This is a genomic window from Algibacter miyuki (assembly GCF_030409805.1).
GTDB lineage: Bacteria > Bacteroidota > Bacteroidia > Flavobacteriales > Flavobacteriaceae > Algibacter > Algibacter miyuki.
On sequence record NZ_JAUFQP010000013.1, the window covers coordinates 357,686 to 384,485 of the forward strand.

Genomic DNA, 26,800 nt, shown 5'->3' on the forward strand with positions numbered 1-26,800 from the left:
CATTTGAATACAGGTGCAGATAATAACGATTGGTTATATACTATTTCTCCAAAAAAGAAATTGATAGATCTTAATTTTAAAGAAATTTGGAGGTATCGTGATTTGTTAATACTTTTTGTAAAACGTGATATTATTACAGTTTATAAGCAAACGCTGTTAGGGCCATTATGGTATTTTATTCAACCATTGTTTACTACGCTAACATTTACTTTAATATTTAATAATTTAGCAAATATTCCAACGGGGGATGGGGTGCCTTCCTTTTTGTTTAATCTAGCAGGGTTAAGTTGTTGGAATTATTTTAGTACCTGTTTAACTAGTACTAGTAATACCTTTAAAACAAATCAAGGTATTTTTGGTAAAGTCTACTTCCCAAGAGTAATTACGCCATTATCAGTGGTTATTTCAAACTTAGTTAAATTCGGAATCCGGCTTTTGGTTTTTGTGCTTTTTTATATTTATTTTCTGTTTTTTACGGATAAGGCTTCTTTAGCAACAGCTACTTGGGCTTTAATTCTATTACCCGTTTTAATTGCTATGATGGCTTTATTGGGGTTAGGTTTTGGGATGATTATTTCCTCCTTTACTACAAAATATAGAGATTTAACCTATTTAGTAGGGTTTGGAATGCAGCTTTTAATGTATGGTTCTGCAGTAATGTATCCCTTATCTTATTTTAAAGAGCAGGTGCCCGAATATGCTTGGCTCGTAGAATATAACCCAGTAACAATATTTATTGAGTTATTTAGATATATGACACTAGGTGTTGGTCAGTTTTCTTTATGGTATTTTTTATATGCCGCAGCATTTAGTATTATTTCTTTTCTAATCGGGTTAATTGTTTTTAATAGAACAGAAAAATCGTTTATAGATACCGTATAATATGAAAGAAAAAAGCATCATATTAAAAGCAGAAAATATATCAAAACAATACCGTTTAGGATTGGTGGGTACAGGAACTATTTCGGACGATTTAAAGCGTTGGTGGTACAAAATCAGAGGAAAGGAAGATCCGTTTTTAAAAATAGGAGAAAGTAATGATAGAAGTACTAAGGGGAATTCCGACTATGTTTGGGCTCTAGAAGGTATTAATTTTGAAGTAGAGCAAGGTGAGGTTTTGGGGATTATAGGGAAGAATGGTGCTGGGAAATCTACACTGTTAAAAATATTATCAAAGGTGACAAGTCCAACCACAGGTGATATTAAAACTAAAGGGCGTATTGCTTCGCTGTTAGAGGTTGGTACCGGGTTTCATGGCGAAATGACAGGTAGAGAAAATATCTACTTAAATGGCGCTATTTTAGGGATGACTAAAAAAGAAATCACTTCAAAAATTGATGAAATTATAGAGTTTTCTGGTTGCGAACGTTATATAGATACACCTGTTAAACGCTATTCTTCAGGGATGACAGTGCGTTTAGCTTTTGCCGTAGCAGCTTTTTTGGAGCCAGAAATTTTGGTTATCGATGAGGTTTTGGCGGTTGGCGATGCGGAATTTCAGAAAAAAGCCATTGGGAAAATGCAAGATATCTCTAAAGGAGAAGGACGTACGGTGTTGTTTGTGAGTCATAATATGGCGGCGGTGAAGAATTTATGTACTAGAGCTTTATTATTAGAAAATGGCAAGATTTCTTTTAATGGAAATGTTGAGCACTGCATTGATAAATACTTAACAGTGGAAGGGGAACAAGTTTTTAATTTTTTTGAATTTGAACGAAGAAAAGGGAACGGACATGTAAGAATTGTTGGTTTTAATACTTTTAATAATAAACATGAGAAAGTAAGTTTAAACCAATTAAAGAGTGGAGGAGATTATTCTTTTGAAATTACGGTTAAAAATTTTTCTAATCAAATTAAAGGAATCGATTTAGGGATGTCTGTTTTTTCAATGAGCGGTCAACTTTTAACAGCTAGCGGTAGCGACTATTTTATGGATAAAGTAGTTTTAAAACCAAACTCAAAAGAAGTTGTTGTTTTATCTATTCCTGCGCTTCCGTTGACAGGTGGAACATACGTTTTAAATTTATCATGCAAGTCTGATTTGAATGGTTTAGAAGATTTCATCAAAGATGCTATAATTTTAAATGTTGAAAGTTTAACTGCAACTAAAAGGAATGTAACTGAATTTCCTAGAGAAATGATTACAATAAATCATGATTGGTATCAATAATAAGAAAAAAATAATAGGGGTTTCTAGGGTCAGAAATGAAGGAGCATTAATAAAAGATGTTTTAGATCATTTGAGTAATTATGTGGATGGTGTTATATGTTATGATGATGCATCTGAAGATAATACACTGGATATTTTAAAAAAACATCCTTTGGTATTAGATATTATTGAAAATAAAAATTGGAAATCTGATCGAAAAGAAAGAAGTAAAGCAGAAGGAGCGCATAGACAACAATTATTTGACAAGGCTAAAGAATATTCACCCGAATGGATATATGTTTTTGATGCTGATGAATTTGTTGAGTTTAAAGAGGGAATCGATTTAAATGATGAAAATTTTGATGCCTATTATTTTAGGTTATATGATTACTATATTACAGCTCAAGATGTAAGTAAAAACTATAAAGAAAGAGAATTTATAGGTCCAGAATATAGAGATATACCTATGTTGTTTAGGGCAAGTTTAGATTTAAATTTTCATTCTCGTGTGCCTAAAGGCTTTGGTAAAATAAGTTTTGGTGGTTATGTTAAACATTATGGAAAAGCTACCACTGTAGAAGCGTGGGACAGAAAATGTGAGTATTACATCAACCATTTAGTAGAAAAACAGCCTGGAGATATTGATATCAGCGAAAAATGGACAGCTCGGTTAGGCAAGGCTATACATAACAAATCGGATTTTTTTAACGATTTAATAACATGGGAAAGCAAAGAAGATTTTGGAATTGAACTTACGCCAGGGCTAGAAAGACTATCAACTTATAGTTTTAATATATTGGTTGCAACTAGTAGTTTAGATAGTATAGGCGGCTCCGAAACTTTTACCTACGCTATTATTGAAGAATTGAGTAAATATCCTAAATTCAATGTAGAGTACTTTACTTTTAATAAAGGAAGTATTTCTGAAAAAATAGAAAAGAACTTAGGTGTTGGCTTTATGTCTTTTAAGAAATATGATTTAATTCTTGCGAATCATAATACGGTAGTTGAAAAATTGTATAAACGAGGGACTATAATTCAAACATGTCATGGTATTTACCCTAAATTAGAGCAACCAAGTAAAAAAGCAACTGGATTTGTTGCAATATCTCAAGAAGTTCAAAATCATCTGGGGGTAAAAGGTTTCGCTAGTAAACTCATTTATAACTCTATAAATTTAAATCGTTTTTTTCCGAAAAAGGAAATAAAAAAGAAACCTAAAACAGTATTAAGTTTATGTCATTCTGAAGAAGCTAATAGTGTTATTATGAAACTAGCTAAAGATTTGGGGTTAGAATATTTGCAAGCATTTAAGTATGAAAATCCAATATGGAATATAGAAGATTTAATTAATAAAGCAGATTTAGTGTTTGGTTTAGGTCGATCTGCCTATGAAGCTATGTCTTGTGGTAGACCAGTAATTGTATATGATAAAAGACGGTATTTTGCAGGGTATTCAGACGGGTATGTTAAAGACGTCTTAGGGTTTAGTTTAGTAAATAACTGTTCTGGAAGATATAGCAAAAAAGAGCTAACGTTAGATCAATTAAAAATTGAAGTACAGAAATATAATTCCGACGATCAGTATTTTTTTAGAGGATTTGCAGATAAAGAATTAGATATCAGAAAAAATATGGTTAAATATATAGATTACTACTTGGTATTAAAATATTTAAAATATAAAAATAAGCCTTCAACTAAAATTAAGTCTATATTAAAGAAAATAATAAAAAAGGCCTTGGGGAGCATTAAAAAAAACATCAAAAAATTATAATTTTCATAAGGCTTTTTTCTAGAAGCACGCACCTTAACGTATATATTAAATGCTAAAAACAACAATTGTTATAGTTACTTATAATGGCATGAACTGGATTAACAACTGTTTATTAAGTTGTAAAGGTTACCCTGTAATTGTTATAGATAATGCATCTACGGATAATACAGTAGAATATATTAAAAAGAAATTTACCGATGTTTCGTTATATCGACAAGAGAAGAATTTAGGTTTTGGGCAGGCTAACAATTTAGGAATATCTCTAGCTTTAAAAGAAGACTCAGATTTTGTTTTCTTATTAAATCAAGATGCATATTTGGAAGGGGATACAATAAGCCGTTTAATCAATGTTTACAAAAATAATCCGGGATATGGAATAATAAGCCCTGTTCATTTAAATGGAAGTGGAACCAAATTGGATAGAAGGTTTGCTTATTATTTGGAATATGATAAAAATGAATACTTTTATTTTGATGCCTTAAAAAATAATTTGAGCGTTATTTATGATGTATCCTTTGTTAATGCAGCCGCTTGGTTATTACCTGCGAATACTGTAAAAAATATAGGAGGATTTGATCCTATATTTTTTCATTACGGGGAAGATGATAACTATTGTCATCGTGTTTTATTTCATCAATTAAAAATAGGAGTAGTTCCAGAGGCATTCGTAAGGCATGATAGAGAGTTCAGGGCTGAAGTAAAAGTTGATTATAATTCTTCGGAGTATTTTTATCGGAAGGCTTTATCTTATAAAGTTAAATACGCTAACCCTAATATTGAAGAATCAGAAACACTTTATTTAACTGAATTAAAAGAATTAAAAGCTCTGCAATTAAGAGCATTAATTAAGTTGAGGTTTGAGAAATTTAAAAATTATTCAAAATTAAAAGACGTCTTAATAAATGCCTATGTTTTAGCAAGGAAAAGTCGAATTTCTAATGCGGAAAAGGGTAATCATTACTTGGATAATTAATTTATGAAAAATATATTAGTCTCCATAATCATTCCAACCTATAATCGGGCACATTTAATACCCGAAACACTAGATAGTGTTTTAAAACAAAGCTATACAAACTGGGAATGTTTGGTGATAGACGATGGAAGTTCGGATAATACAGGAGAAATCGTAAATAGTTATTGTAAAAAAGACCAGCGATTTAAATATTATCATAGACCAGTAAATGTTACAAAAGGTGCTAATGCTTGTAGAAATTTTGGATTTGAAATAAGCAAAGGTGAGTATGTTAATTGGTTTGACGATGATGATGTTATGTTAAATAGTTTTATAGAAGAAAAGGTGCTTAATATAAGAGATAAGCTCAATTTTGTTATTAGTACAGGTTATTACGTAGATGGTAATTTGAAAAATGAGAGATTAATACCCCTTAAAGATAAGGAAGGTTTGTTTAAGGAATACGTTTTATGGAAATCTCATATTTTAACACCCTCGGTGTTTTTTAAACGAGACTTTTTATTAAATAAGGATTTATTCAATTTGAAAATATATAGAGGTCAAGAAACAGAGTTTTTCTCCAGATTGTTTTTTAAGACTAACAAGAAAAATTATAAAATAGTAAATACGCCAACTTTTCTATATAGGCAACACGCAAATACAAAAACTCAAAGAAGTCAATCTTTTGAAAATAAGTATTTAATTTCTCAAGTTTATATTGCGCTTAAAAATTTGGAAAGAGGTATCTTATTAAATGATACCGAAATTATAAATAAACTAATAAAAGGTTTAGTTTATTTTCTTTTTAGAAGTGCCCAAAATAATTACGTAAAAACTACTTACTCTATAGGTTTTAATCTATTTAAGAGTATTTATAAAATAAAACCTATATATGCGGTAAAAGTTTATTTTGTAACTATCGTTTTAGTGATTTATGGAAAAGAATCATATAAAATGGAAAGCTGGTTAATGAACACAGGGTTATGAAAAAAGTTTCAATTATTATACCTACTTATAACCGAGCGCATCTAATAACAGAGACCCTAGAAAGTGTTATTGAACAAACTTATACTAATTGGGAATGTATAGTTGTCGATGATGGTAGTACTGATAATACTTCAGAATTGTTGGATAAGTTTTGTTTTGTAGACGAAAGAATTAAGTTTTTTAAAAGACCAAAAGGAATAGTTAAAGGTCCAAATGCCTGTAGGAATTATGGTTTTGATAAAAGTTCGGGTATGTACATAAAATGGCTGGATAGTGATGATTTGCTTATGCCTAAAGTTTTGGAAAAACAAGTGGGGCAATTAGACCAATTTGTAGATGTTTCCGTTTGTAAGTTGAAAAAAGTGGATTTATTTACTAATCAAACTTTAGGGAGTAATTCTATTTATCACGAAAATTCCATTAAAGCTTACCTTATCGGGGATATCAGTTTTTATGTTTCAGGCCCATTGTGGAGAAAATCATTTTTAGTCGATAATAAATTAATTTTTGATACAGATATAAGTAACCTAGACGATTGGGATTTCAATCTAAGGGCGTTATATAAAAAACCGAATATAAGTTATTTAAACGAAGCTTTAATTGTTTATAGAGTGCATAAAGAATCTTTATCTCAACAAGTTACTAAGTTAAAGGTAAAGGAAATTTATTCAGAACTTTATGCAAGAGAAAAGCATTTAAAGTATTTAAAAAAGCACCAAAATAATAATTATGTGGCATTAGTTAGTTTTACTCGGTTAAGGTTGAGGAAATTGTTAAGAATATCACTAGTGTCAAATGAAAAACTAAGTAAGCAATTACTTTTAAGGCTTGTAAAATTACAGATGGATTCGGGAAGTTATAAAGAACTAGTTAAGGTTTTAATTGCGTTTGTTAGTTTTAAGTTATTTGGTAGAGGCTATAAATTTTTAAAATAACATGAAAATATTGTTAATTTCAATGCCTTCCATCCATGTTATACGCTGGGTTGAGAATTTGCAAGAAGCAGGACATGAACTTTATTGGTTTGATGTTATGGGTAGAGGTGCTTTACAAACAGATGTAATTACTGAAGAAAAGCAATTTATAGATTGGAAAAAACGAAAACGTCCTTATTTTAAGGGAGAGTATTTTTTATCTAAAAAAGCACCAAATGTAGCGTTAGCGTTACAACCCTTTTTAGAAGTTACGGCGGCCGAATTTTTAAAACACCTCATTTTTAAGATTAAACCAGATGTTGTGCATAGCTTTGAGATGCAGTCATGCTCATATCCTATTCTTAAAACGATGAAGGAGTTTTCGCATTTGAAATGGATTTATTCTTGTTGGGGAAGCGATTTATACTACTATTCTAATTTAAAATCTCATAAAAATAAAATTAAAAAAGTATTAAGTCGAGTTGATTACTTATTTACCGATTGTATAAGGGATTATAATTTAGCAATGACATTGGGTTTTAAAGGTGTATTCTTAGGAGCTGTTCCAGGAGGATCTGGTTACGATTTGCAAAAATTAAAGAAGTTTAAAATTAAAAACAGAAAAATAATACTAGTAAAAGGCTATGAACATGATTTTGGGAAAGCCTTAAATGTTATAAAAGCGCTAGAATTATTACCTGAAATTATTAAGTACGACGTTGTTGTTTTTGGAGCTCACCAAAAAGTAATCGATTATATTAAGTGTAATAACTTGGCATACAAAACTTTTAGCAGGCACGGTTTATCTCATGATGAGTTGTTAAAGCTAATGGGGAAGTCTTTAATTTACATAGGTAATAGTATCTCCGATGGTATTCCAAATACATTATTAGAGGCTATTGTTATGGGGGCGTTTCCAATTCAATCTAATCCAGGAAGTGTAACCGAAGAATATATCAATAATAATGAAAACGGATTAATAATTAATAATCCAGAAAATATAGAAGACCTAAAAAAAGTGATTTTAAAAGCGATTAATTCTGTTGCGCTAAGAGAAAAAGCAAAATCAATTAATGATCGTGTTGCGAAAGAAAAATTAAACAAAAAAATAGTTAAGAAACAGATAATTGATGCTTATATTCAAATTTGAAAAAATAATCTAAAATGGATACTAAATCTAAAAATACATATTTAATAACAGGAGGCGCTGGAAACGTTGGAGGTACACTAGCAAAACATCTATCTAGAAACACGTCAAATACTGTTGTAATTGTAGATAATTTATCTACAGGAAGTATTTCAAAAGTGCCAAAATCAGATAACGTTAAGTTTATAAAATCAAACGTTAATAACTATAATGATGTTGCTCCTATTTTTGCACGTTACGATTTTGATTATGTGTTCCATTATGCCGCATTGGTAGGTGTAAAGCGTACATTAGAACATCCTATGAGCGTTTTAGAAGATATCGAAGGAATAAAAAATGTACTTTCCTTATCTAAAAATTCAGGAGTAAAACGGGTGTTTTATTCTAGTTCATCCGAAGTATATGGAGAACCTTTCGAAATTCCTCAAAATGAAAATACAACACCGCTAAATTCAAGGTTGCCATATGCTATTGTTAAAAATGTAGGCGAAGCTTTTTTTAAATCGTATTATCAAGAATACGGTTTAGAATATACCATTTTTAGGTTTTTTAATACTTATGGGCCAAACCAAAGTGAGGATTTTGTGTTACCTCGTTTTTTAAAACTAGCACTTCAAAATAAAGATATCAGTATTTATGGTGATGGATTGCAAACACGCTCATTTTGTTATGTAGATGATAACGTAGAAACCTGTATAAAATCGATTACAGATCCATCATGTCTAAATGCGGTTTTAAATATTGGTAGCGAAAAAGAACAAACCATTTTATCCCTAGCGGAAGAGGTTATTCAATTAACCAACTCAAAAAGTAATATTGTCCATTTACCTGCTTTAGAAGAGGGAGATATGGCGAGACGTTGTCCGGATACATCAAAAATGAAAAAAGTTTTAGGAAGAGATTTAATGCCACTTAATGAAGGAGTTTTAAAATTGGTAGAACATTATAGCAAATCATAATTATGCGTAAAGGATACAACCCAACAAAAGGAGGGAAGTTAGTAGTAAAGGAACCTTGCGACCATCGCGTTATTATTCCCTTGCACATACCAAACGAAGAGGGGTATTTTAAAGATGCATATCGTATTTTTGAACTCTGTTTGTTTTCTGTTTTAAAAACAGCCTCATCGAAGTTGAAAATATCGATTATTAGTAACAAGTGTTCACATCAGGTTAATGAGCGCCTTTTAGAGCTATACAAGGATCAAGAGATAGACGAACTTATTATCGAAAAAGAAGGTATAGGAAAAATTAATAGTTTACTAAAAGCCTTGCGAACTGTTGAGGAACGTTTAGTAACTATTACCGATGCCGATGTGTTATTTTTAAATAATTGGGAAGATGAGGTGGTTAAGGTTTTTAAATCTTTCCCGAAAGCAGGAGCTGTTTGTCCAGTACCAGTTTACAGAAAGCATTTGGATTTAACAGCTAATATTTGGAGTAAATATTTGTTTTCAAATAAGTTGAAATTTCGAGCGGTTCAAGATGCTGAAGCCTTAGAGAATTTTGCAAAAAGTATAGGTTGGCCTTATTTAAGAGACGAATTTAAAGATGTTATTGGAACTTTGAAGGCAAAGAATGGCAACGTAGCGGTACTAGGATGTTCTCATTTTGTAGCCACCTATAAATCGGAGGTTTTTAAGGCCGTTCCCGACGAAAATAGCCCTTATTTAATAGATGGTGATAGTGAGTTTTTATACATGGATAAACCTGTAGCATTAATGGATGGCTATAGACTATCTACATATAATAATTATGCATATCACTTAGGTAATGTGTTAGAAAATTGGATGGAAACCGCTTTTGAAGGGCTGAAGAATGAAAAGCAAGATTTTCATGACTATAACGATTTTTACGTATTAAAATCAAATCGTTTGTCTTATGTTATAACAAATAAACTATTTGGACGCATGATAAAAATGAAACCTCTATTAAGAAGAGTTTTAAAGTTTAAAGGCTTAAGTAAATCACAGGTATTTAACTATGTAGACAAAACGTATTAATTAATGATTACAATTGTTTTAACTAATAGAAATAGGAATCTTGATATTGTAAAAAAATGTTTAGAGTCGCTTCATAATCAATCAGATCAAGAGTTTGAATGGTTTTTAGTGGACTATGGATCCGACGTTTCTTACTTAAAAAGCTTAACTAAATTAGTAAAAGCATATTCAAAAATACAGTACATAACATGTCCTACAAATGGTCAGTTATGGAGTAAGTGTAGAGCTATTAATATAGCCTTAAAAAAAGCGCAGAATCCTTATTTTGTGGTAGGTGATATTGACCTCATTTTTCACCCCGATTATATTACAAACTTAAAACAATTAGCAAATCCATCACAAGTACATTACTTTCAGTATGGGTTTTTAAATGAAATAGAATCTAATCAAAGTAAAGATTTCGATTTATATAAAGTAGATTTTAAAGGTCAAGAGGAAGTAACGGGAAACACCATGTTTCCTACTAGTGTTTTAAAGGAAATTAATGGCTTTGATGAGTTTTATCAAGGTTGGGGCGCTGAAGATACAGATGCTCACATACGCATGAAAAATTACGGATTGCAACTTTGCTTTTTTAACAAAAGGATATTAGTAAAACATCAATGGCATGGTAAGGCGTACCGATCTAAAAAATCAACTCACCCTTATCATTCTCAATTAGAAAGTATAAATCATAAGTATTTGGAGCAAACTGTTAAGTTGAATAGAACCGTTGTTAATACTAAAATGAAATGGGGCAAGGTTACAATTGAAAAAGACTATTTAGCACTTCAAACACCTAACGTTTTTCTTAAAATTGAAAACACACATTCTAGTTTAAGTGCGCTTTTAGCTCAATTACAGCATGACAATTCAGGGGTTTTAAATGTGGAAATTGTTCAGGTTTCAAAAACACAATATTGGAAAAATAAATTAAAAAAATATTTAAGAAAAAAGTATATTGAAATTACCCCTATGGAACGTGTTAATAATAATTTGTTAGAAGAAATAATTAAAACTTATAGAAATAAGCCATATAACTATATCTTCGATCGCGTGAAAAATAGGATTGTGCTAACCATTAATTTAACAGCGTAAGGCATGAAAATCTTAATGGTTTCTATACCAACCTTGCACTTTTTTAGATGGGTGGATCAATTTAAACATTCAGGAATAGAGGTGTATTGGTTTGATATTACAGGTATGAGTACTCAGGTTGCAAAGATTGAATGGGTAAAACAAAAAGTAAATTGGAAACAGAAAATTAAATATCCTGGGCGTACTAAGGTTAAACAGCATTTACCTAAAATATATAATTTTATTGATAGATTTAATACAAATTATGTTTCCGATATTTTTGAAAAATATTTAAATGAAGTGAAACCAGATGTGGTTCATAGTTTTGCTTTATACTTATCATGCACGCCTATATTATCTGTTATGAAAAAACATCATCAAGTAAAATGGATTTATTCGTCTTGGGGTAGCGATTTATTTTATTTCAAAAATATAGATAAGTATTTAGTAGATATAAAACATGTGCTACCAAGAGTAAATTACATGTTTTCAGACTGTAAACGAGATTATAATTTGGCTAAAAGTTTTGGGTTTTCGGGAGAGTATTTAGGATGCTTTCCTGGAGGAGGAGGTTTTAGTCTGCCTAACTCATCCCTAAAAAAAACGGAAGAACGTCAATCTATATTAATAAAAGGATTTCAAGGTAGGTCAGGTAGAGCTATTCCAGTTTTACAGGCCATAATAAAATTAAAAGATAAACTTAAATATTATGATATAACTGTCTTTGGAGCAGATGCGGAATTGTTTGATTATTTAAAGGAAAGCGAAATAGCAGATTGGGACAACTTTTCTGTTCAAGGTAAAATTTCTCATCAGCAAGTATTGAAACTTATGGGAAACGCCATGATTTATATAGGTAATAGTAATAGTGATGGTATGCCAAATACCATGTTGGAATCCATTATTATGGGGGCATTCCCAATACAATCAAATCCAGGTGGAGCTACCGAGGAATTTGTAATAAATTATAAAAACGGATTACTAATTCAAGATTGTAACTCGGTTGTTGAAATCAGTAAGCATATTACCTATGTTTTAGAACATTTAGATATTTTAAATAAAGCGTTTGTATATAATCAAGAACAACTGAGGCCCCAGCTAGAACGAGCTGATATTGCAGAAAAAGTCCTTAAAATTTATAAAAAGACCTGCTTACTATGTTTATAGAAAAAATACGCCTGTTTTGGTGGAACGAAATAAAAATTCAGAATAAAACGAAAGAAAATTTTGGAGATTTATTGGGAGCCTATTTGGTAGAAAAAATTTCAGAAAAACCAGTTGTTTGGGTTAGACCATCTCGGTTTTCTTTGCGGAATTATATAGCGCCAATATATGTAACCATTGGGAGTATATTACCGCACGTTAACAAGTATTGTGTTGTTTGGGGAAGTGGTATTATTTCTAGAAAAATAAAAATAAAACCCGCTAAATTTTTAGCAGTTCGTGGCCCACTTACACGAACACATTTAATTAATCAAGGGTATCATGTACCAGAAATATATGGAGATCCTGCATTATTGTTACCTAACTATTATAATCCAAAAATAACGAAACGTTATAAAGTAGGATTTATACCTCATTATGACGATTTTAAACAAGTAAGTCAATGGTTTGCAAACGAAACTTCGGTAACTATTATCGATTTGATGACTACTGATATTGAATATACAACGGATAGAATTTTAGAGTGTGAACAAATTATATCTTCATCTTTACATGGTGTTATTTTAGCTCATGCCTATAATATACCGGCCGTATGGCAAAAATTTTCAGATAAGTTATTTGGTGATGATGTTAAATTTCATGATTATTTTTTATCTGTAAAATTAGCACCGTACACTCCAAAAATTATGAGTGATGAATTATCTTTAAATGACATAAATAATTTATTGTCCAACCCGAATATATTGCCCAAACCTTCAGTTATTGAAGATTTAAAAGGAGGGTTAATGGCGTGCTGCCCATTTAAAAAGCATTAATATGGCACACTTAAATTCGCATAAAGAGATTTGTAATCTTTTTAAACGTATTGAAAATAAGTTTCCGGTAGATCAATGGAAAGTAAATAACCTTCATGTTTGGCCCTATATCAGAATTAAATTATATTACTATTTACTTAATATTGAAAATACTCAAATAGAAGAAAAATCAACTATATCACAAAACCGAAAAAAAAAATCAATAAAAGCAACTACTAAAGAAGTTGTAAAGAGTTTTTTTGATACTCGGCAATTTTATAAATCATTAAAGTCTAAAGAAGTCATCTTTGTTGGGGCGCATTTTCATAGAGTATTACAGAATGGCGTTTATTTTAATCGTTTTTTTGATCCCTTGATTGAAAAATATAATTTAAAAGAAAGAGCTTATACTTTTGAATTTCAGAAGTATTATCCGAATAGTTTCAATAAAAATAGCGTGTTTCATTTAGCAAATGCAATACGAAATTATAAATCGTTTAAACGGATAGAAGAAAAGCTTATAACAAAACCCTGTACCGTTAACTTAATTAATTATGATGATTTTCAAGAGTTTTTGAATTATGAATTAGGGGAGGATTCAATATTTAAAATAACAGAGAACGACTTAAAAAAGTGGTCTAAAAAAATTATTTACTTAACACCGTTTTTTGAGAAAATCATCAAAAAAGTTAAGCCGAATAAAATTGTTTTTTTAAGTTATTATGGTTTTGATGATAACTACGCTTTTATATATACAGCTCGTAAAATGCAAATAAAGGTTGTCGATTTTCAACATGGGCCACAATCAAATATTCATATGGCTTATTCCGAATGGAACAAGGTACCGCAAGATGGTTTTAATATTATGCCCTTAGAATATTGGAACTGGGATGATAATTCTAAGAAAAATATAGAGGCATGGGCTAATAAAACAGAAGTGAAAGCTAAAGTTGTGGGGCATCCTTATATTGAGTATTGTTTAAAACATAAAAAAGTTGAAAATACCAAAAAGCAAATTATGTTGTAGTTTACAAACATCTCCTTTAGAGTTGTTAACCAGGGAGGTTATTAGTTTAATTTATAATTCTAAATATCATTGGGTGTTAAGGTTGCACCCTCGGAATGAAACACCACTTATTGATATCAAAAACTTTTTAATTCAAAACAGGATAGACCATAATACGGAAATACAAACAGCTGAAGATATCCCATTACCTTATGTTTTAACAAAATCCATTTTACATATCACAAATTATTCAGGCTGTGTTATAGAGGCCTTAACCTTAAATACGGTAACCGTAATAATTCATAATGTGGGGTTTGAGATGTTTAGAAATTATATTGACGATAAAAAAGTGTTTTACGTGAACAGAACATCTAAAGACTTTGAGAGTCGAGTTTTGGAAATATTGAGTTTGCAAACCGAAGAATCTGAAAGTCTTGATATTTTTTATGATTTTAACCCAATAGATTAATATTTGTTTTGTTGTGGATGTTTTAAAAAATAATCAACCATTTATGATACTTGTTTTGTTTTTCGTCTTAAAAATTATGTATTTTAGCGATAATACTAAATTAATACTTACCAAGTATCATCATGAAAAAGATAGGCTTTATCCCTCTAAGAAAGAATTCTAAAGGCATTCCGAATAAAAATAAACGAAAAATGGTTGGTCGGCCCTTATTTACTTGGGTTTTAGGCGAAGCTATATTTTCTAATTTAGATGAAGTTTTTATTTATACAGACGATCAAGGTATTATCGATTTTATAAATAAAGAATACCATTGGACGAACAAAGTTAAAGCCCTTTTACGAAGCAGTGAAAGCGCTACCGATACCGCAACTACCGAAACGGCTATGTTAGAGTTCTGCGATAAAATAGATTATAATTTCGATGCGTTTTGTTTGTTACAGGCCACATCGCCATTTACTACAAGAGGTGATATTAATACCTGTTTAGAAAAACTTACAGAAGATTACGATTCTGCCTTAACCGTTGTAAATACACATCGATTTTTATGGAATACAGAAGGAGAAGCCCTAAATTATAACCCGAAAAATAGACCAAGGCGTCAAGATTTTGAAGGCTTACTTGTTGAAAACGGTGCCGTTTATGCGGTAACTAAACAAGCCTTACAAGCTAATAAAAATCGTTTAGGCGATAAAATTGCCATTGTTAAAATGGACGAAGATTCTTTGCTGGAAATAGATTCGGAAAGCGATTGGATTGCGGTGGAACAACTATTGATAAATCGTCAGCAATGTGCTAAAAAATCTGCCGAAATAACCCATGTGGTTTTAGATGTAGATGGTGTATTTACCGATGGTACCATCACTTATACGAAAGATGGCGAGCACACCAAAGGATTCGATATGCGCGATGGTATGGGCTTAGAAATTCTCCGTCAGTTTAACGTGAAAGTTATGATTATGACCTCCGAAAACTCCGAACTTGTAGCCCGACGAATGGAAAAGCTCAAAATTGAAAACGTGTACTTAGGAGTAAAAGATAAGTACAGTTTACTTCAAAATATTATTATCGAAGAAAATATATCTATAAGTAATGTTGCTTATTTGGGAGACGATGTCAATGATTTAACCAATATTTGCAGTGTAGGTTGGTCTTTAGTTCCAAACAATGCCACTGATGTGGTAAAAGCGAATGCCGATGTGGTACTTTCTAAAAATTCTGGAGCGGGTGCTATCCGTGAGGCTTGCCAGTTTATAATGACTTATAATAAACGCTTTTAAAACCGAATCATAACTTGAGGAATTCATATAAAAAACCATATATCATTGCCGAAATTGGTTGTAACCATAAAGGCAATATGGAAATAGCAAAAGAACTGATTAAAGTAGCTAAAATTTTCTGTAATGCCGATGCTGTAAAGTTTCAAAAACGGAATAATAAAGAGTTACTAACCAACGAACAATACAATCAACCACATCCAAATCCTGCAAATTCTTATGGTGATACTTATGGTGCGCATCGCGAATTTTTAGAGTTTGATGACCAACAACATCAAGAATTAAAAACCTATTGTGAAGATATTGGAATTGTCTATTCTACTTCGGTTTGGGATCTTACTTCAGCAAAAGAAATTACAGCATTACATCCGGATTTTATTAAAATCCCATCAGCATGTAATAACAATGTTGCTATGTTGGAATGGTTGTGCCAAAATTACAAAGGAGAACTTCATATTTCAACAGGTATGACCACCAAAGATGAAATTGAAGATTTGGTTAGTTTATTCAAAAAACACAAGCGAAATAAAGATTTAGTGCTTTACAATTGCACATCTGGATATCCTGTGCCGTTTGAGGATGTCTGTCTACTCGATATTAATCTTCTTATTGAAAAATATAAAGACGATGTAAAACACATTGGTTTCTCGGGACATCATTTAGGTATTGCGGTTGATGTGGCAGCCTATACACTGGGAGCAAATATTATTGAGCGTCATTACACTATTGATAGAACATGGAAAGGAACAGACCATGCGGCATCTTTAGAACCTATGGGCTTGCGTAAATTATCTCGTGATTTAAATGCTGTTTATAAAGCCTTAAGTTTTAAACAGCAAGATATTTTGCCTATAGAGCAGGTGCAACGATATAAGTTGAAAAATAAAAAGAGCTAAAAAGCTAAAATAAGTTTAGATGAAGAAAAAAGTATTCGTGTTTTTTCCTGATGGTGTTGGTTTGCGAAATTTTGCCTTTACCGATTTTAAAAGTATTGGCGAAAAAATGGGTTTTGATATTACCTATTGGAATAATACGGTGTTTTCTTTAGAAAATAATTTGGGCTTTAATGAAGTTAAAATTGAAAATCATACTGCTCATAAATTATTACCCATTTATACTAGAGCCCGAAAACGTGCCGAATTAAATGTATCGCGAGATAAGTTTAATGATGAGGTATACCCAACATATAAATTTCCGTTTAGGTACGATGGATTAAAAAATAGTGTTCGAAGTTTATACGCAAAATGGTTAATTGGCTTATATTCTTCGGAAAAAGGTATTGTAAAACTCAGAAAAAGGATTCATACTCTAGAGCGTTCAACATCGAAATATAAGTATTGCAAAGCCCAGTTAGAAACGCATAAGCCAGATTTAGTATTTTGTACCACACAACGTGCAACCCAATCTATTAGTGCGCTTTTGGCAGCAAAAGATTTAGGGATTCTAACCGCAGCTTTTGTCTATTCGTGGGATAATGTACCAAAGGCTATGCAGGTTGTTGAAACCGATTACTATTTTGTTTGGAGCGATTTAATGAAAAGCGAAGTTCTAAAATATTACCCTTTTATAAAGGAAGAACAGGTTTTCGTTACCGGAACTCCGCAGTTTGAACCCCATTATGATAAGAGTTTAGCACAGTCTAGAACTGAGTTTTTTAAAGCACATGATTTAGACGAAAACAAAAAATATATATGTTATTCGGGAGATGACGAAACCACGTCTCCACTCGATCAGTTTTATTTAGAAGATTTAGCAAATGCCGTTCGGAGTTTAAATACTAAAGGCTATAATTTAGGAATTATTTATAGAAAATGTCCTGTGGATTTTACTCCAAGATACAATGACGTAATTGAAGCGAATAAGGACGTTATCAAAGTTTTAGACCCTATTTGGAAACAAGTAGGCGCTAACTGGAATCAGGTTTTACCAGCGAAAGAAGATTTTAAAATGTTGTATAATGTTTGTGAGCATAGCGAATTTGTAACCAATGTTTGCTCGTCTACCGTATTCGATTTTGTGGCGCACAACAAACCGTGTATTTATTATAATTATGAGCAGCCTCAACTTAAAAAAGGCATCAGGGATATTGGTCAGAATTATAAATACGTTCATTTTAGATCCATGCCAAGCGATAAAGCGGCCATATTTTGTACCGATAAAAAGGATTTAGAAGGACTAATTAAACAAATATTAGACGGTAAATTATCTAGTGTTGAAGAAGGTTTAAAATGGTACGAGATTATTGTTGGAAAAACACCAACAGAGGCTTCTGAAAAGGTTTGGAAGGCTATAACCTCCATTTTATAAATCATATGCATGCTTAAGTTTTGTAAATATATTTTAGGTGTTTTATTGGTGCTTATCTCGGTTTGTTTATTTTTTGATAAAATTTTTGAAAACATTTATAAGAATGGAGATGATTTAAACCGAATAAAGTATATAACATCTCAAAAAGGAAAACATTTTGATATCGTTTTTTTAGGATCTTCTCGAGTTGTAAATACGATTGTACCTGATGTTTTTGATAAAACATTAAATTTAAATACTGTTAATTTTGGAATCATGGATGCACAGCCCATGGATATATTGACCATGGCTAAATTATTTGAAAGCTACAATATCACTTATGATACTCTATTTATTCAGCTTGATTATTATTTTAACTCGTTAAACAAGTCTCGTTTTTTGTATTATGAATTGTTGCCCTATATCAATGAAAATGATGTTGTTGATAGTTATTATAAATTTGAGAAAAACTACTTTTTTTTAAAATTTGTTCCTTTTTATAAGTTTGCCATTAATGATGCAAAGTTGGGTGTGCGAGCAGAAGTGGCAGCACTCTTTAAAAATAGTAATGCTATAATCAGAAAAAATAAGGGGTTTGAGCCTTTGAATGGTTCTGGGAATACATGGCAACGTACTTTACCAAAAAAGATAATAAACAATAATAAGTATATAGATAGTTTAGAGCGGTTTAAGTTAAGTAACCATCTAAATATTAAATATTTTATAGCACCTTTTAGAAGTGATACACAGCGCATGGGTTTTGTAAACGATTTAAAGGGGGAATTGCCTAATCTAATTGATTTTTCATCTGTAATTTTAAACGATATTAATTTTAAAAATGGATATCATTTAAATCAATCAGGGGCGATAGAGTTTTCGGAATTATTCGCCAATTATATAAAAAACAATTAAGTTAATGATTTTTAACTCATTTACATTTTTAATATTTTTTGTTATTGTATTTATAGCTTATTGGGCCATGCAATACAGAATAAAAATGCAAAATACACTTATTCTTTTATCGAGTTATGTATTTTATGGTTGGTGGGATTATAGGTTTTTGGGGCTAATTATATTTAGCACATTGGTAGATTTTTATGTAGCTAAAAAAATTGATTCAGAACCAAATAAAAGAGAAAAAAAGCAGTGGTTAGTGTTAAGTCTAGTCTCTAATTTAGGAATGCTTGTGCTATTTAAATACTTTAACTTTTTTAGTAATAGTTGGGCAGAGGCATGGGGTTTATTGGGGTTAGAAATGAGCCAGCTTACTTTAAATGTTATTTTACCTGTAGGGATTTCTTTTTATACATTTCAAACACTAAGCTATACTATTGATGTTTATAGAGGAAACTTAAAGTCTACTAATAACATTATAAATTTTGGAGCATATGTTGCCTTTTTTCCACAACTTGTAGCCGGTCCAATAGAGCGAGCTACTCATTTGTTATCGCAATTTAAAAATAGACGAGAATTTAATTATGAGAAAGCGGTTTCCGGATTACAATTGTTTATTTGGGGGCTTTTTAAGAAAGTTGTAATAGCCGATTCCTGCGCTGTTTATTGCGATGCTATTTTTGAAAATTACGAACAGTTAAATTCGGCTACTCTTATTTTAGCAAGTATTTATTTTGCTTTTCAGATATACGGTGATTTTTCTGGATATTCAGATATGGCAATTGGTTTGGCTAGGTTATTAGGGTTTGATCTTAAAACTAATTTTAAGTATCCGTATTTTAGTAGAGATATTGCTGAATTTTGGCGAAAATGGCATATTTCTCTATCGACCTGGTTTCGAGATTATCTTTATATTCCGTTAGGAGGGTCTAAAGGGACTATAAAAAATCAAATCAGAAATGTCTTCATTATTTTCATAGTTAGTGGATTTTGGCACGGAGCAAATTGGACATACGTTATTTGGGGAGCCTTAAATGCGTGTTATTTTTTACCTTTACTTTTATTAAAACGAAATCGAAAAAATTTAGACGACATAACTGTATCTAATAGTTTTACTTTTATTAAGCAACTAGTTAGTATTGCTTTAACTTTTGGGTTGACTTGCTTTGCATGGGTGTTTTTTCGCGCCCCTAACATATCTATTGCAATTAATTATATTAATAAAATAGGAGATTTAAATTTTGGAATAGAATACCTTTCGATAGAAAGATATTCTGTAGAACTTATGTTGCTAATCTCCATTTTTGTACTTGTAGAATGGTTTAGTAGATTTAAAGAACAGCCCATAAGTGGTAAATATGCCATGCTTAAATTAACCTTGGTCCTTATGGGAATAGTGGTGTTAGGGAGTTATTCAAACCCAAAAGATTTTATTTATTTCCAGTTTTAGATGGCTCGTTTTATTAAATATACTTTGGTTGTAGTGTTGTTGGTCATAGGTGTATTGTTTACTATGGACACCGCTTATGTGTTAATTTACAAAAAATCTCAATCAAGGAATAAGCTACAATACATTTTAAAGACCAAACAAGAGCATTTCGATGTCGTGTTTTTAGGTTCTTCTAGAGTGGCAAATCATATAGATACGAAGTTGTTTGATAGTTTGTCGGGTAAAAAAACAATTAACCTAGGTATTATGGGGGGACAGTTAAACGATAATTTATTGCAATTAAAGTTACTGCTAGTCACTAATACAATATCATCGGTTTATTTACAATTAGATGATAATTTTGAACGAACCGCACCAACGGTTATGGGAACTGCAGCTGCAATGCCTTTTATTAGAAATGATATTATACACGAACATGCAAAAAAATATTTTAATAATTTTAATAAATTATATTATATCCCATTTTATAGGTACGGCATAAACGATGCTAAAATAGGCTTCCGAGAGCTGTTTTTCTCACTATTGCAGAAAAAACCACGTATAGACCCTAGTGTAGGGTTTAATCCCAAATTTGGTTCTATACTAAAGAATAAAGGGAGTTTGCCTAGTAGTATTTCTATAGGAAATGCTGTGTTAGATGAAATTAAAACAATATGCAAAAGCCAAAATATTGAGCTTACATTGTTTATAGCTCCTTATGCTGAAAGTGTGAAAAACAGAAGTTATATTTGGGAGTTGAAACGAAAGAACCCCGAATTGTTAGATTTTTCAGCAGGTTATCCTGATTCTTTATTTTATAATTTTAGTCATTTAAATAACAAGGGCGCACAAATATTCACTAAAAACTTATACGATAAAACGTTAAAAGGGTTTCGAAAATTGTAAATTTGAAGATATGCATATAGGCCTTATCACATCCGAATATCCACATTCTAAAGTAACTCATGCAGCTGGTATAGCCACCAGTATAAAAAATTTAGTAGTTACTTTGGTTAAAAAGAATGTAGGTGTTACTGTATTTGTATATCACCAAAATGAAAGTAGCGTTTTTGTTGATGAAGGTGTAGAAATTCATCTTATAAAACGAAAAAAATATAAAGCGTTCACTTGGTTTTTCTACAGAAAGCATATCCAGAATTATGTAAATAAAACAGTAAAAACAAATAAAATAGATGTTCTAGAAGCACCGGACTGGACGGGGATAACCGCTTTTATGCGTTTCAAAATACCGTTAGTTATTCGATTTCATGGTAGCGATGCCTATTTTTGTAAACTAGATAATCGCAAACAGAAGTTCAAAAATTTTGTTTTTGAAAAATGGGCCTTACTAAAAGCTGACGCTTATATTGCGCCAACTACCTTTGCGGGTGAAGAAACAGCAAAAATATTCGGTTTAAACCGGAAAAAGATAAAAACCATTCACTACGGATTAGAATTAAGTCACTTCGAAAATGAAAAACCAGAAGTTTATCAGGACAAAACTCTTCTTTATATTGGTACAATAATTCGTAAAAAAGGCGTGTTAGAATTAGCTGAAATTTTCAATAAAATTATTGAAGCAGAACCCGATGCTAAATTGAAATTAATTGGAGGAGATGCGCCCGATATAAAAACAGGATCAACATCAACCTACGCATTAATGCTGTCTCTGTTTTCTGAAAAAGCTAAAAATAATGTAGAGTATTTAGGGCAAATACCATATTCTGAAGTTAAAAATCAAATTAAACAAGCCCATGTTTGTACGTTTCCTAGTTTTGCTGAAACTTTAGGTATGGTAACTATAGAAAGTATGGCGTTGCAAAAACCGGTGGTAAATACAAGTATAGGTTGGGCTAAGGAATTGATAGATGATGGCGTTAATGGTTACCTCGTTCATCCGTCCGATACCGATTTGTATAGTCAAAAAATTATAGTACTTTTTAAGGATAAAAGTTTATGCTTAAATATAGGTAAGCATGCCCGCCAGAAGGTAGAAACTACTTTTGATATTAATAAACAAGTTTTGATTAATCTTGAGTTTTATTCTAAATTATTGTCATGATTATTTTAGTACATAACGGATTAGACGTTATTGAAGTTTTAAATGAAGATTTAAAGCCTCTTGAATGTTCTTTTAAAACGGGTTCTATTTCTGCAACTTTGTTGAGTTTGGCAAATGGGCATAAAGATGCTTTACTCGTGTGGTGCCATACCCAACTTAAAAACCAAATCAATTTTAAAGAGTTTCAAAATATTTTTCATCATAAACGCATTTTTGCAAGTTATAATCCTTCGAAACAGAATTATTTACCTGAACAAATTGGTTATGTAGAGCGATCGTGTTTTTTAAATGTGAATAAAACAGTTACCTATCCTACTTGGGTTACTAGTAGTTTCATTGGAGGAGTAAATACATCGGTAATTAATATTTTAAAAAATGAACTTACTGCTAATAATAGCTTTGATTATTTTTTGAACTCCATGGCTAAACGAGGTATGTCAGAGGGTTTGTTCTGTTATTCTGAACCTAAATTGTTGCGTTCTATTGAGGTGAAAATTCCTGAAATAAAGCCTGCCTCAATTTATACATTGTATCAATTTATTTGGCAACATTATAAATGGGTTTGGGTTTTCTTTCTAACGTTATGTTATATTATATATGAAAAAAAACTACCGCTTTTGCAGTTAGTCAAAAGTCTGTTTTATAAACCACTTAGAAATCATTTTAATTTAGAAGCGATTGTTATTCAATCTCAAAAAAAGGAAGTTATAAGAAAAGAAATAGATGTAATTATTCCAACCATAGGACGAAAAAAATATTTATACGATGTTTTAAAAGACTTAGCAAAACAAACCATTTTGCCAAAAAACGTGATTATTGTTGAACAGAATCCGTTAGAAACTTCGACTTCAGAATTAGATTATTTAAAAACTGAAGATTGGCCGTTTATTATAAGGCATACCTTTACACACCAAGCAGGAGTTTGTAATGCGCGTAATATTGCGTTAGGGTTGGTTACATCAGATTGGGTGTTTTTTGCAGATGATGATATTCGTTTTAATATTGATTTTTTCGAAAAAACGTTTAAAAAAATCACAACTTTAAAAATAGATGTAATAAGTTATTTGTGTTTGCAACCACATCAAAAACAAACTTATTTTAAGTTAGAACAGACCATCGTTTTCGGTTCGGGGTCCAGCTTTTGTAGTAGAAAAGCGATTGAGAATTTAAAATTCAACATGGCTTATGAGTTTGGTTTTGGTGAAGATGCCGATTTTGGTATGCAAATTAGAAACAAAGGTTTCGATGTTTTTTTTGTACCCGATATTAAAATAACTCACCTAAAAGCTCCCATGGGAGGTTTTAGAACTAAAATAAAACAGCGCTGGGCAGACGATGTTATTCAACCTAAACCATCTCCAACGGTTATGTTACTGAATCAAACTTATTACACCAAATTTCAATTGCTAGGTTACAAATTAGTGTTAGGTTTGCGTTATTATAAAAACAGTACTATTAAAAATCCAATTACATATATAAAAAAATATCGTAAGCAATGGGAGCGTAGCCAGTTTTGGTTTTCAGAATTAAAGGTAAGATGAATATAAGAAAATCTGTTCAAAAAATCTTATTGAGATATAGTACTATTAAAGATCATCCTTTAACAAAAAAGGCGGCTTTAAGAGGCTTATATAGATATCTTAATTTTAACTTATGTCAAACTATAAAAAAAAGACCACGAGTTTATAATTGGATAAATGGACTTAAATTTTATGCCGAGAAAGGAGATGCGGGTATTGTTGGTAATATTTATTATAAATTAATGGATTATGAAGATTCAATGTTTTTATTGGATCACTTAAAAAAAAATGATTTATTTGTTGATATTGGTGCTAATTTAGGGCATTATACTTTGCTGGCCAGTGGAGTTTGTAAGTCTAAAACAATAGCTATTGAGCCTATAGTATCAACATTGATAAAATTAAAAAAGAACATAAAACTTAATAATTTGGAGGATAGTGTATCTGTTCTATCCATTGGAGTAGGTGATACAAAGGAAACGCTTAATTTTACAACGAATAATACGGTAATGAATAGTGTTTCTTTGACAGAAAACATAAATACAGTTAAGATTGAGGTTGATACTTTAGATTCTGTTTTAGAAAATCTACATCCCAATTTTATAAAGATTGATGTTGAAGGCTATGAATATAAAGTGCTTAAAGGAGCGAGTCATATTTTAAAAGAACCTCAATTAAAGTATTTGTTAATAGAGTTTAATAATTCTGGAGCTAAATTCAATTTAAAAGATGAAGATGTTTTTGAGCTAATTATTCAAAACGGGTTTAAGCCTATAAGATATAATCCAATTTCAAAAAAAATAAGGACTATAAAGAGTTATAATAGAGATAAATTTAATACTTTATTTGTTAGGTAAATTTAATGCTTAAACTATACACAAATATCGAGTTTTTAACCGAAACGTATCGACGTCAAGTCTTTCCGTTGTTGTTTGATTTGGTGTTTGTGCAAAATGAAACATTACTTTCAAAATATAAGCTTGTTGATGCTATAGAAGATGCTGATATTGTTGTTTTTCCTATAGATTACGCCGCATTTTTAAAACACAGCGTAGCACTTTCAGATTTACTTAAAAAAGCTAAACAGCATAAAAAAACTATTTGGATTTATTCGGCAGGCGATTACGGTTTTACCAATTACATTCAAAACACGTACACTTTTCGTTTGGGTGGTTTTGATAGTCAGTTGGATGAGCGGACATTAATAATGCCATCGTTTATTAGTGACCCTTACGGTAGATATTTATCCCAAGGTTTTTCAATATTAAAAAAGGGGGGTAAACCAAGTATTGGGTTTGTGGGGCACGCACAATCCGGATTAAAAAAATATTTAAAGGAATATATAAATCACTCAAAATATAAACTAAAACGCATATTAGGTAAAGTTCTAGCTGATAAACAGCCCTTTTATCCATCAAGTATCAAGCGTGCAAAATATTTAGAGTCATTAGTGAAAAATGAAGATTTAAATACTCAGTTTGTTTTAAGAAATCAATATAGAGCAGGGGCACATTCTACATTAACTAAAGAAGAAACTACGGAACAGTTTTACGATAACATTTTCAATAATGGATATACGTTTTGTAGTCGTGGAGTTGGTAATTTTTCGGTACGTTTTTACGAAACTTTAGCTGTTGGACGTATCCCAGTTTTAATTAATACTGATTGCCGGTTGCCTTTACAAGATCAAATACAATGGGAAAGTCATTGTTTAATTATAGATGTAAAGAGTAAGCTATCTATGGCAGAGCAAATTTTAAAGTTTCATAATAATTTAGATGAAAAAGCATTCGAAAGCTTGCAACAATCTAATCGCTATTTATGGTTAAATAGCTTAACTAGAGAAACCTATTTTATTTCAATATACAATCAATTTAAAACGGAGCTAAAATAATGAGTTTGTCTTTTTCATTAGTAGTTTGTACCTATATGCGCCCAAAAGCGGTGGTTAGCCTTTTGGAATCGGTTGCATTACAAACACTTTATCCTAATGAAATACTTATTATAGATGGTTCAAAAAATAACGATACAAAAAGTGTTTTAAGTGAAAAGACATTTTCAAATTTGAAATATTTTAAGGTTGACGAGGCGCATAGAGGTTTAACCAAGCAACGTAATTTTGGAATTAGTAAGGTGTCCAGTCATTCCGAAGTTTTATGTTTTTTAGATGATGATACTGTTTTGGAGCCTAACTATTTCGAATCTGTTATAGAGGCTTTTAAGTCGGATGGAGGCATAACAGGTGTTGGAGGTGTTGATACAAACGGAAACCGATGGAAGCAAAAAAAAGTAGGCGTTATATACCCAAAAAGTAAGTTTTATACCATAGGTAATTATGTAATTAAAGAAGGTTCGAGAAATGTAATGCGAAACTATTTTGGGTTACAATCTAGAGAAAAACCTGGTGTAATGCCTGATTTCTCACATGGAAGGACTTATGGTTACCCATTTACCAATACATTACATGATGTCGATTTATTAGTAGGTATGTCGTTTAGTTTTAGGAGAATTGTGTTTGAAAACATTAAATTTTCTACTTATTTTGAAGGTTATGGCTTGTATGAAGATGCAGATTACTCCTTGAGAGCTTTAAAATATGGAAGAAATGTATTGTCTACTAAAGCTAAATTAGCGCATTATCATAACGATTTGGGTAGGCCTAATCAATATAAATATGGTAAAATGGTAGTTAGAAATGGTTGGTATGTTTGGCGTGTAAAATACCCGAAACCAAACCTAAAAGCACGATTTAAATTTCATGCCACATCACTTTTATTAACTGTTATTAGAGGAACGAATGTTATTACAACTTCTGAAAAACAAAAAGCTTTTACCGAAACAATAGGACGTATTGTTGGTTGGTTTTCGCTTTTGTGGAATAAACCCCTATAATAATACCGACTATAACATAGTCAAAATAA

Annotated in this window: 25 protein-coding genes; all 25 read left to right on the forward strand. The window is 31.1% G+C overall.

The window, feature by feature from the left end:
- The first annotated feature begins 3 nt into the window (after positions 1–3).
- The 25 genes from QWY92_RS13850 (at position 4) to QWY92_RS13970 (ending at position 26,771) form a co-directional block, all read left to right on the forward strand.
- Positions 4–882: an ABC transporter permease gene (locus QWY92_RS13850; protein WP_290272276.1), complete on the forward strand. Its 879-nt coding sequence runs from the start codon at positions 4–6 to the stop codon at positions 880–882.
- 1 nt (position 883) lies between these two features.
- A complete protein-coding gene (locus tag QWY92_RS13855) occupies positions 884–2,170 on the forward strand; it encodes an ABC transporter ATP-binding protein (protein WP_290272278.1) in 1,287 nt (428 codons plus the stop codon).
- Positions 2,154–3,923 carry a glycosyltransferase gene (locus QWY92_RS13860; protein WP_290272279.1) on the forward strand — a complete coding sequence of 590 codons (1,770 nt, stop codon included), beginning with the start codon at positions 2,154–2,156 and terminating at the stop codon, positions 3,921–3,923. Before QWY92_RS13855 ends, QWY92_RS13860 begins: the two co-directional genes overlap by 17 nt.
- A 49-nt stretch (positions 3,924–3,972) precedes the next feature.
- Entirely contained in the window at positions 3,973–4,896 is a 924-nt protein-coding gene (locus QWY92_RS13865; protein WP_290272281.1) for a glycosyltransferase family 2 protein, read from the forward strand.
- Positions 4,897–4,899: 3 nt separating this feature from the next.
- Positions 4,900–5,862 (forward strand): glycosyltransferase family 2 protein, encoded by a 963-nt coding sequence (locus QWY92_RS13870; RefSeq protein ID WP_290272283.1) that lies wholly within the window; start codon positions 4,900–4,902, stop codon positions 5,860–5,862.
- Complete coding sequence (locus QWY92_RS13875) at positions 5,859–6,797, forward strand: glycosyltransferase family 2 protein (protein ID WP_290272285.1); 939 nt, start codon at positions 5,859–5,861, stop codon at positions 6,795–6,797. The genes QWY92_RS13870 and QWY92_RS13875 overlap by 4 nt, the downstream gene beginning before the upstream one ends.
- 1 nt (position 6,798) lies before the next feature.
- Entirely contained in the window at positions 6,799–7,926 is a 1,128-nt protein-coding gene (locus QWY92_RS13880; protein ID WP_290272287.1) for a glycosyltransferase, read from the forward strand.
- Positions 7,927–7,940: 14 nt separating this feature from the next.
- A complete protein-coding gene (locus tag QWY92_RS13885) occupies positions 7,941–8,882 on the forward strand; it encodes an NAD-dependent epimerase/dehydratase family protein (RefSeq protein ID WP_290272289.1) in 942 nt (313 codons plus the stop codon).
- A gap of 2 nt (positions 8,883–8,884) precedes the next feature.
- The gene (locus QWY92_RS13890; protein WP_290272290.1) at positions 8,885–9,925 is read left to right on the forward strand and encodes a glycosyltransferase family protein; all 1,041 of its coding nucleotides are present in this window, start codon (positions 8,885–8,887) and stop codon (positions 9,923–9,925) included.
- A gap of 3 nt (positions 9,926–9,928) precedes the next feature.
- Complete coding sequence (locus QWY92_RS13895) at positions 9,929–11,002, forward strand: glycosyltransferase family 2 protein (protein WP_290272291.1); 1,074 nt, start codon at positions 9,929–9,931, stop codon at positions 11,000–11,002.
- Positions 11,003–11,005: 3 nt separating this feature from the next.
- Complete coding sequence (locus QWY92_RS13900) at positions 11,006–12,148, forward strand: glycosyltransferase (RefSeq protein ID WP_290272292.1); 1,143 nt, start codon at positions 11,006–11,008, stop codon at positions 12,146–12,148.
- Positions 12,139–12,960 (forward strand): polysaccharide pyruvyl transferase family protein, encoded by an 822-nt coding sequence (locus QWY92_RS13905; protein WP_290272293.1) that lies wholly within the window; start codon positions 12,139–12,141, stop codon positions 12,958–12,960. The genes QWY92_RS13900 and QWY92_RS13905 overlap by 10 nt, the downstream gene beginning before the upstream one ends.
- A gap of 1 nt (position 12,961) precedes the next feature.
- Positions 12,962–13,966, forward strand: a complete 1,005-nt coding sequence (locus tag QWY92_RS13910; protein WP_290272294.1) for a hypothetical protein — start codon at positions 12,962–12,964, stop codon at positions 13,964–13,966.
- Positions 13,935–14,414, forward strand: a complete 480-nt coding sequence (locus tag QWY92_RS13915) for a hypothetical protein (protein ID WP_290272295.1) — start codon at positions 13,935–13,937, stop codon at positions 14,412–14,414. The genes QWY92_RS13910 and QWY92_RS13915 overlap by 32 nt, the downstream gene beginning before the upstream one ends.
- Positions 14,415–14,536: 122 nt before the next feature.
- Entirely contained in the window at positions 14,537–15,691 is a 1,155-nt protein-coding gene (locus QWY92_RS13920) for an acylneuraminate cytidylyltransferase (protein WP_290272297.1), read from the forward strand.
- 77 nt (positions 15,692–15,768) lie between these two features.
- On the forward strand, positions 15,769–16,584 hold the full coding sequence (locus tag QWY92_RS13925) for an N-acetylneuraminate synthase family protein (protein ID WP_290274098.1): 816 nt from the start codon (positions 15,769–15,771) through the stop codon (positions 16,582–16,584).
- A 19-nt stretch (positions 16,585–16,603) separates the two neighbouring features.
- Positions 16,604–17,995, forward strand: a complete 1,392-nt coding sequence (locus QWY92_RS13930; protein ID WP_290272298.1) for a CDP-glycerol glycerophosphotransferase family protein — start codon at positions 16,604–16,606, stop codon at positions 17,993–17,995.
- 9 nt (positions 17,996–18,004) lie between these two features.
- Positions 18,005–18,886 carry a hypothetical protein gene (locus QWY92_RS13935; protein WP_290272300.1) on the forward strand — a complete coding sequence of 294 codons (882 nt, stop codon included), beginning with the start codon at positions 18,005–18,007 and terminating at the stop codon, positions 18,884–18,886.
- A gap of 4 nt (positions 18,887–18,890) precedes the next feature.
- Positions 18,891–20,318, forward strand: coding sequence for an MBOAT family O-acyltransferase (locus QWY92_RS13940; protein WP_290272302.1), 1,428 nt, complete (start codon positions 18,891–18,893; stop codon positions 20,316–20,318).
- Complete coding sequence (locus tag QWY92_RS13945) at positions 20,319–21,203, forward strand: hypothetical protein (protein ID WP_290272304.1); 885 nt, start codon at positions 20,319–20,321, stop codon at positions 21,201–21,203.
- 10 nt (positions 21,204–21,213) lie between these two features.
- Entirely contained in the window at positions 21,214–22,359 is a 1,146-nt protein-coding gene (locus QWY92_RS13950) for a glycosyltransferase family 4 protein (protein ID WP_290272306.1), read from the forward strand.
- Positions 22,356–23,900, forward strand: coding sequence for a glycosyltransferase family 2 protein (locus QWY92_RS13955; protein ID WP_290272308.1), 1,545 nt, complete (start codon positions 22,356–22,358; stop codon positions 23,898–23,900). The genes QWY92_RS13950 and QWY92_RS13955 overlap by 4 nt, the downstream gene beginning before the upstream one ends.
- Positions 23,897–24,736: an FkbM family methyltransferase gene (locus tag QWY92_RS13960; RefSeq protein WP_290272309.1), complete on the forward strand. Its 840-nt coding sequence runs from the start codon at positions 23,897–23,899 to the stop codon at positions 24,734–24,736. Before QWY92_RS13955 ends, QWY92_RS13960 begins: the two co-directional genes overlap by 4 nt.
- Before the next feature lie 5 nt (positions 24,737–24,741).
- Positions 24,742–25,773, forward strand: a complete 1,032-nt coding sequence (locus tag QWY92_RS13965) for a hypothetical protein (protein ID WP_290272312.1) — start codon at positions 24,742–24,744, stop codon at positions 25,771–25,773.
- The gene (locus QWY92_RS13970; protein WP_336622100.1) at positions 25,773–26,771 is read left to right on the forward strand and encodes a glycosyltransferase family 2 protein; all 999 of its coding nucleotides are present in this window, start codon (positions 25,773–25,775) and stop codon (positions 26,769–26,771) included. The genes QWY92_RS13965 and QWY92_RS13970 overlap by 1 nt, the downstream gene beginning before the upstream one ends.
- Positions 26,772–26,800: the final 29 nt, after the last annotated feature.

What these genes read in the sequence shown, in the direction of transcription:
- QWY92_RS13855 (WP_290272278.1), top strand. Translation starts at nt 884, where the DNA reads ATGAAAGAAAAAAGCATCATATTAAAAGCAGAAAATATATCAAAACAA.
- QWY92_RS13860 (WP_290272279.1), top strand. Translation starts at nt 2,154, where the DNA reads ATGATTGGTATCAATAATAAGAAAAAAATAATAGGGGTTTCTAGGGTC.
- QWY92_RS13865 (WP_290272281.1), top strand. Translation starts at nt 3,973, where the DNA reads ATGCTAAAAACAACAATTGTTATAGTTACTTATAATGGCATGAACTGG.
- QWY92_RS13870 (WP_290272283.1), top strand. Translation starts at nt 4,900, where the DNA reads ATGAAAAATATATTAGTCTCCATAATCATTCCAACCTATAATCGGGCA.
- QWY92_RS13875 (WP_290272285.1), top strand. Translation starts at nt 5,859, where the DNA reads ATGAAAAAAGTTTCAATTATTATACCTACTTATAACCGAGCGCATCTA.
- QWY92_RS13880 (WP_290272287.1), top strand. Translation starts at nt 6,799, where the DNA reads ATGAAAATATTGTTAATTTCAATGCCTTCCATCCATGTTATACGCTGG.
- QWY92_RS13885 (WP_290272289.1), top strand. Translation starts at nt 7,941, where the DNA reads ATGGATACTAAATCTAAAAATACATATTTAATAACAGGAGGCGCTGGA.
- QWY92_RS13890 (WP_290272290.1), top strand. Translation starts at nt 8,885, where the DNA reads ATGCGTAAAGGATACAACCCAACAAAAGGAGGGAAGTTAGTAGTAAAG.
- QWY92_RS13895 (WP_290272291.1), top strand. Translation starts at nt 9,929, where the DNA reads ATGATTACAATTGTTTTAACTAATAGAAATAGGAATCTTGATATTGTA.
- QWY92_RS13900 (WP_290272292.1), top strand. Translation starts at nt 11,006, where the DNA reads ATGAAAATCTTAATGGTTTCTATACCAACCTTGCACTTTTTTAGATGG.
- QWY92_RS13905 (WP_290272293.1), top strand. Translation starts at nt 12,139, where the DNA reads ATGTTTATAGAAAAAATACGCCTGTTTTGGTGGAACGAAATAAAAATT.
- QWY92_RS13910 (WP_290272294.1), top strand. Translation starts at nt 12,962, where the DNA reads ATGGCACACTTAAATTCGCATAAAGAGATTTGTAATCTTTTTAAACGT.
- QWY92_RS13920 (WP_290272297.1), top strand. Translation starts at nt 14,537, where the DNA reads ATGAAAAAGATAGGCTTTATCCCTCTAAGAAAGAATTCTAAAGGCATT.
- QWY92_RS13925 (WP_290274098.1), top strand. Translation starts at nt 15,769, where the DNA reads ATGGAAATAGCAAAAGAACTGATTAAAGTAGCTAAAATTTTCTGTAAT.
- QWY92_RS13930 (WP_290272298.1), top strand. Translation starts at nt 16,604, where the DNA reads ATGAAGAAAAAAGTATTCGTGTTTTTTCCTGATGGTGTTGGTTTGCGA.
- QWY92_RS13935 (WP_290272300.1), top strand. Translation starts at nt 18,005, where the DNA reads ATGCTTAAGTTTTGTAAATATATTTTAGGTGTTTTATTGGTGCTTATC.
- QWY92_RS13940 (WP_290272302.1), top strand. Translation starts at nt 18,891, where the DNA reads ATGATTTTTAACTCATTTACATTTTTAATATTTTTTGTTATTGTATTT.
- QWY92_RS13945 (WP_290272304.1), top strand. Translation starts at nt 20,319, where the DNA reads ATGGCTCGTTTTATTAAATATACTTTGGTTGTAGTGTTGTTGGTCATA.
- QWY92_RS13950 (WP_290272306.1), top strand. Translation starts at nt 21,214, where the DNA reads ATGCATATAGGCCTTATCACATCCGAATATCCACATTCTAAAGTAACT.
- QWY92_RS13955 (WP_290272308.1), top strand. Translation starts at nt 22,356, where the DNA reads ATGATTATTTTAGTACATAACGGATTAGACGTTATTGAAGTTTTAAAT.
- QWY92_RS13960 (WP_290272309.1), top strand. Translation starts at nt 23,897, where the DNA reads ATGAATATAAGAAAATCTGTTCAAAAAATCTTATTGAGATATAGTACT.
- QWY92_RS13965 (WP_290272312.1), top strand. Translation starts at nt 24,742, where the DNA reads ATGCTTAAACTATACACAAATATCGAGTTTTTAACCGAAACGTATCGA.
- QWY92_RS13970 (WP_336622100.1), top strand. Translation starts at nt 25,773, where the DNA reads ATGAGTTTGTCTTTTTCATTAGTAGTTTGTACCTATATGCGCCCAAAA.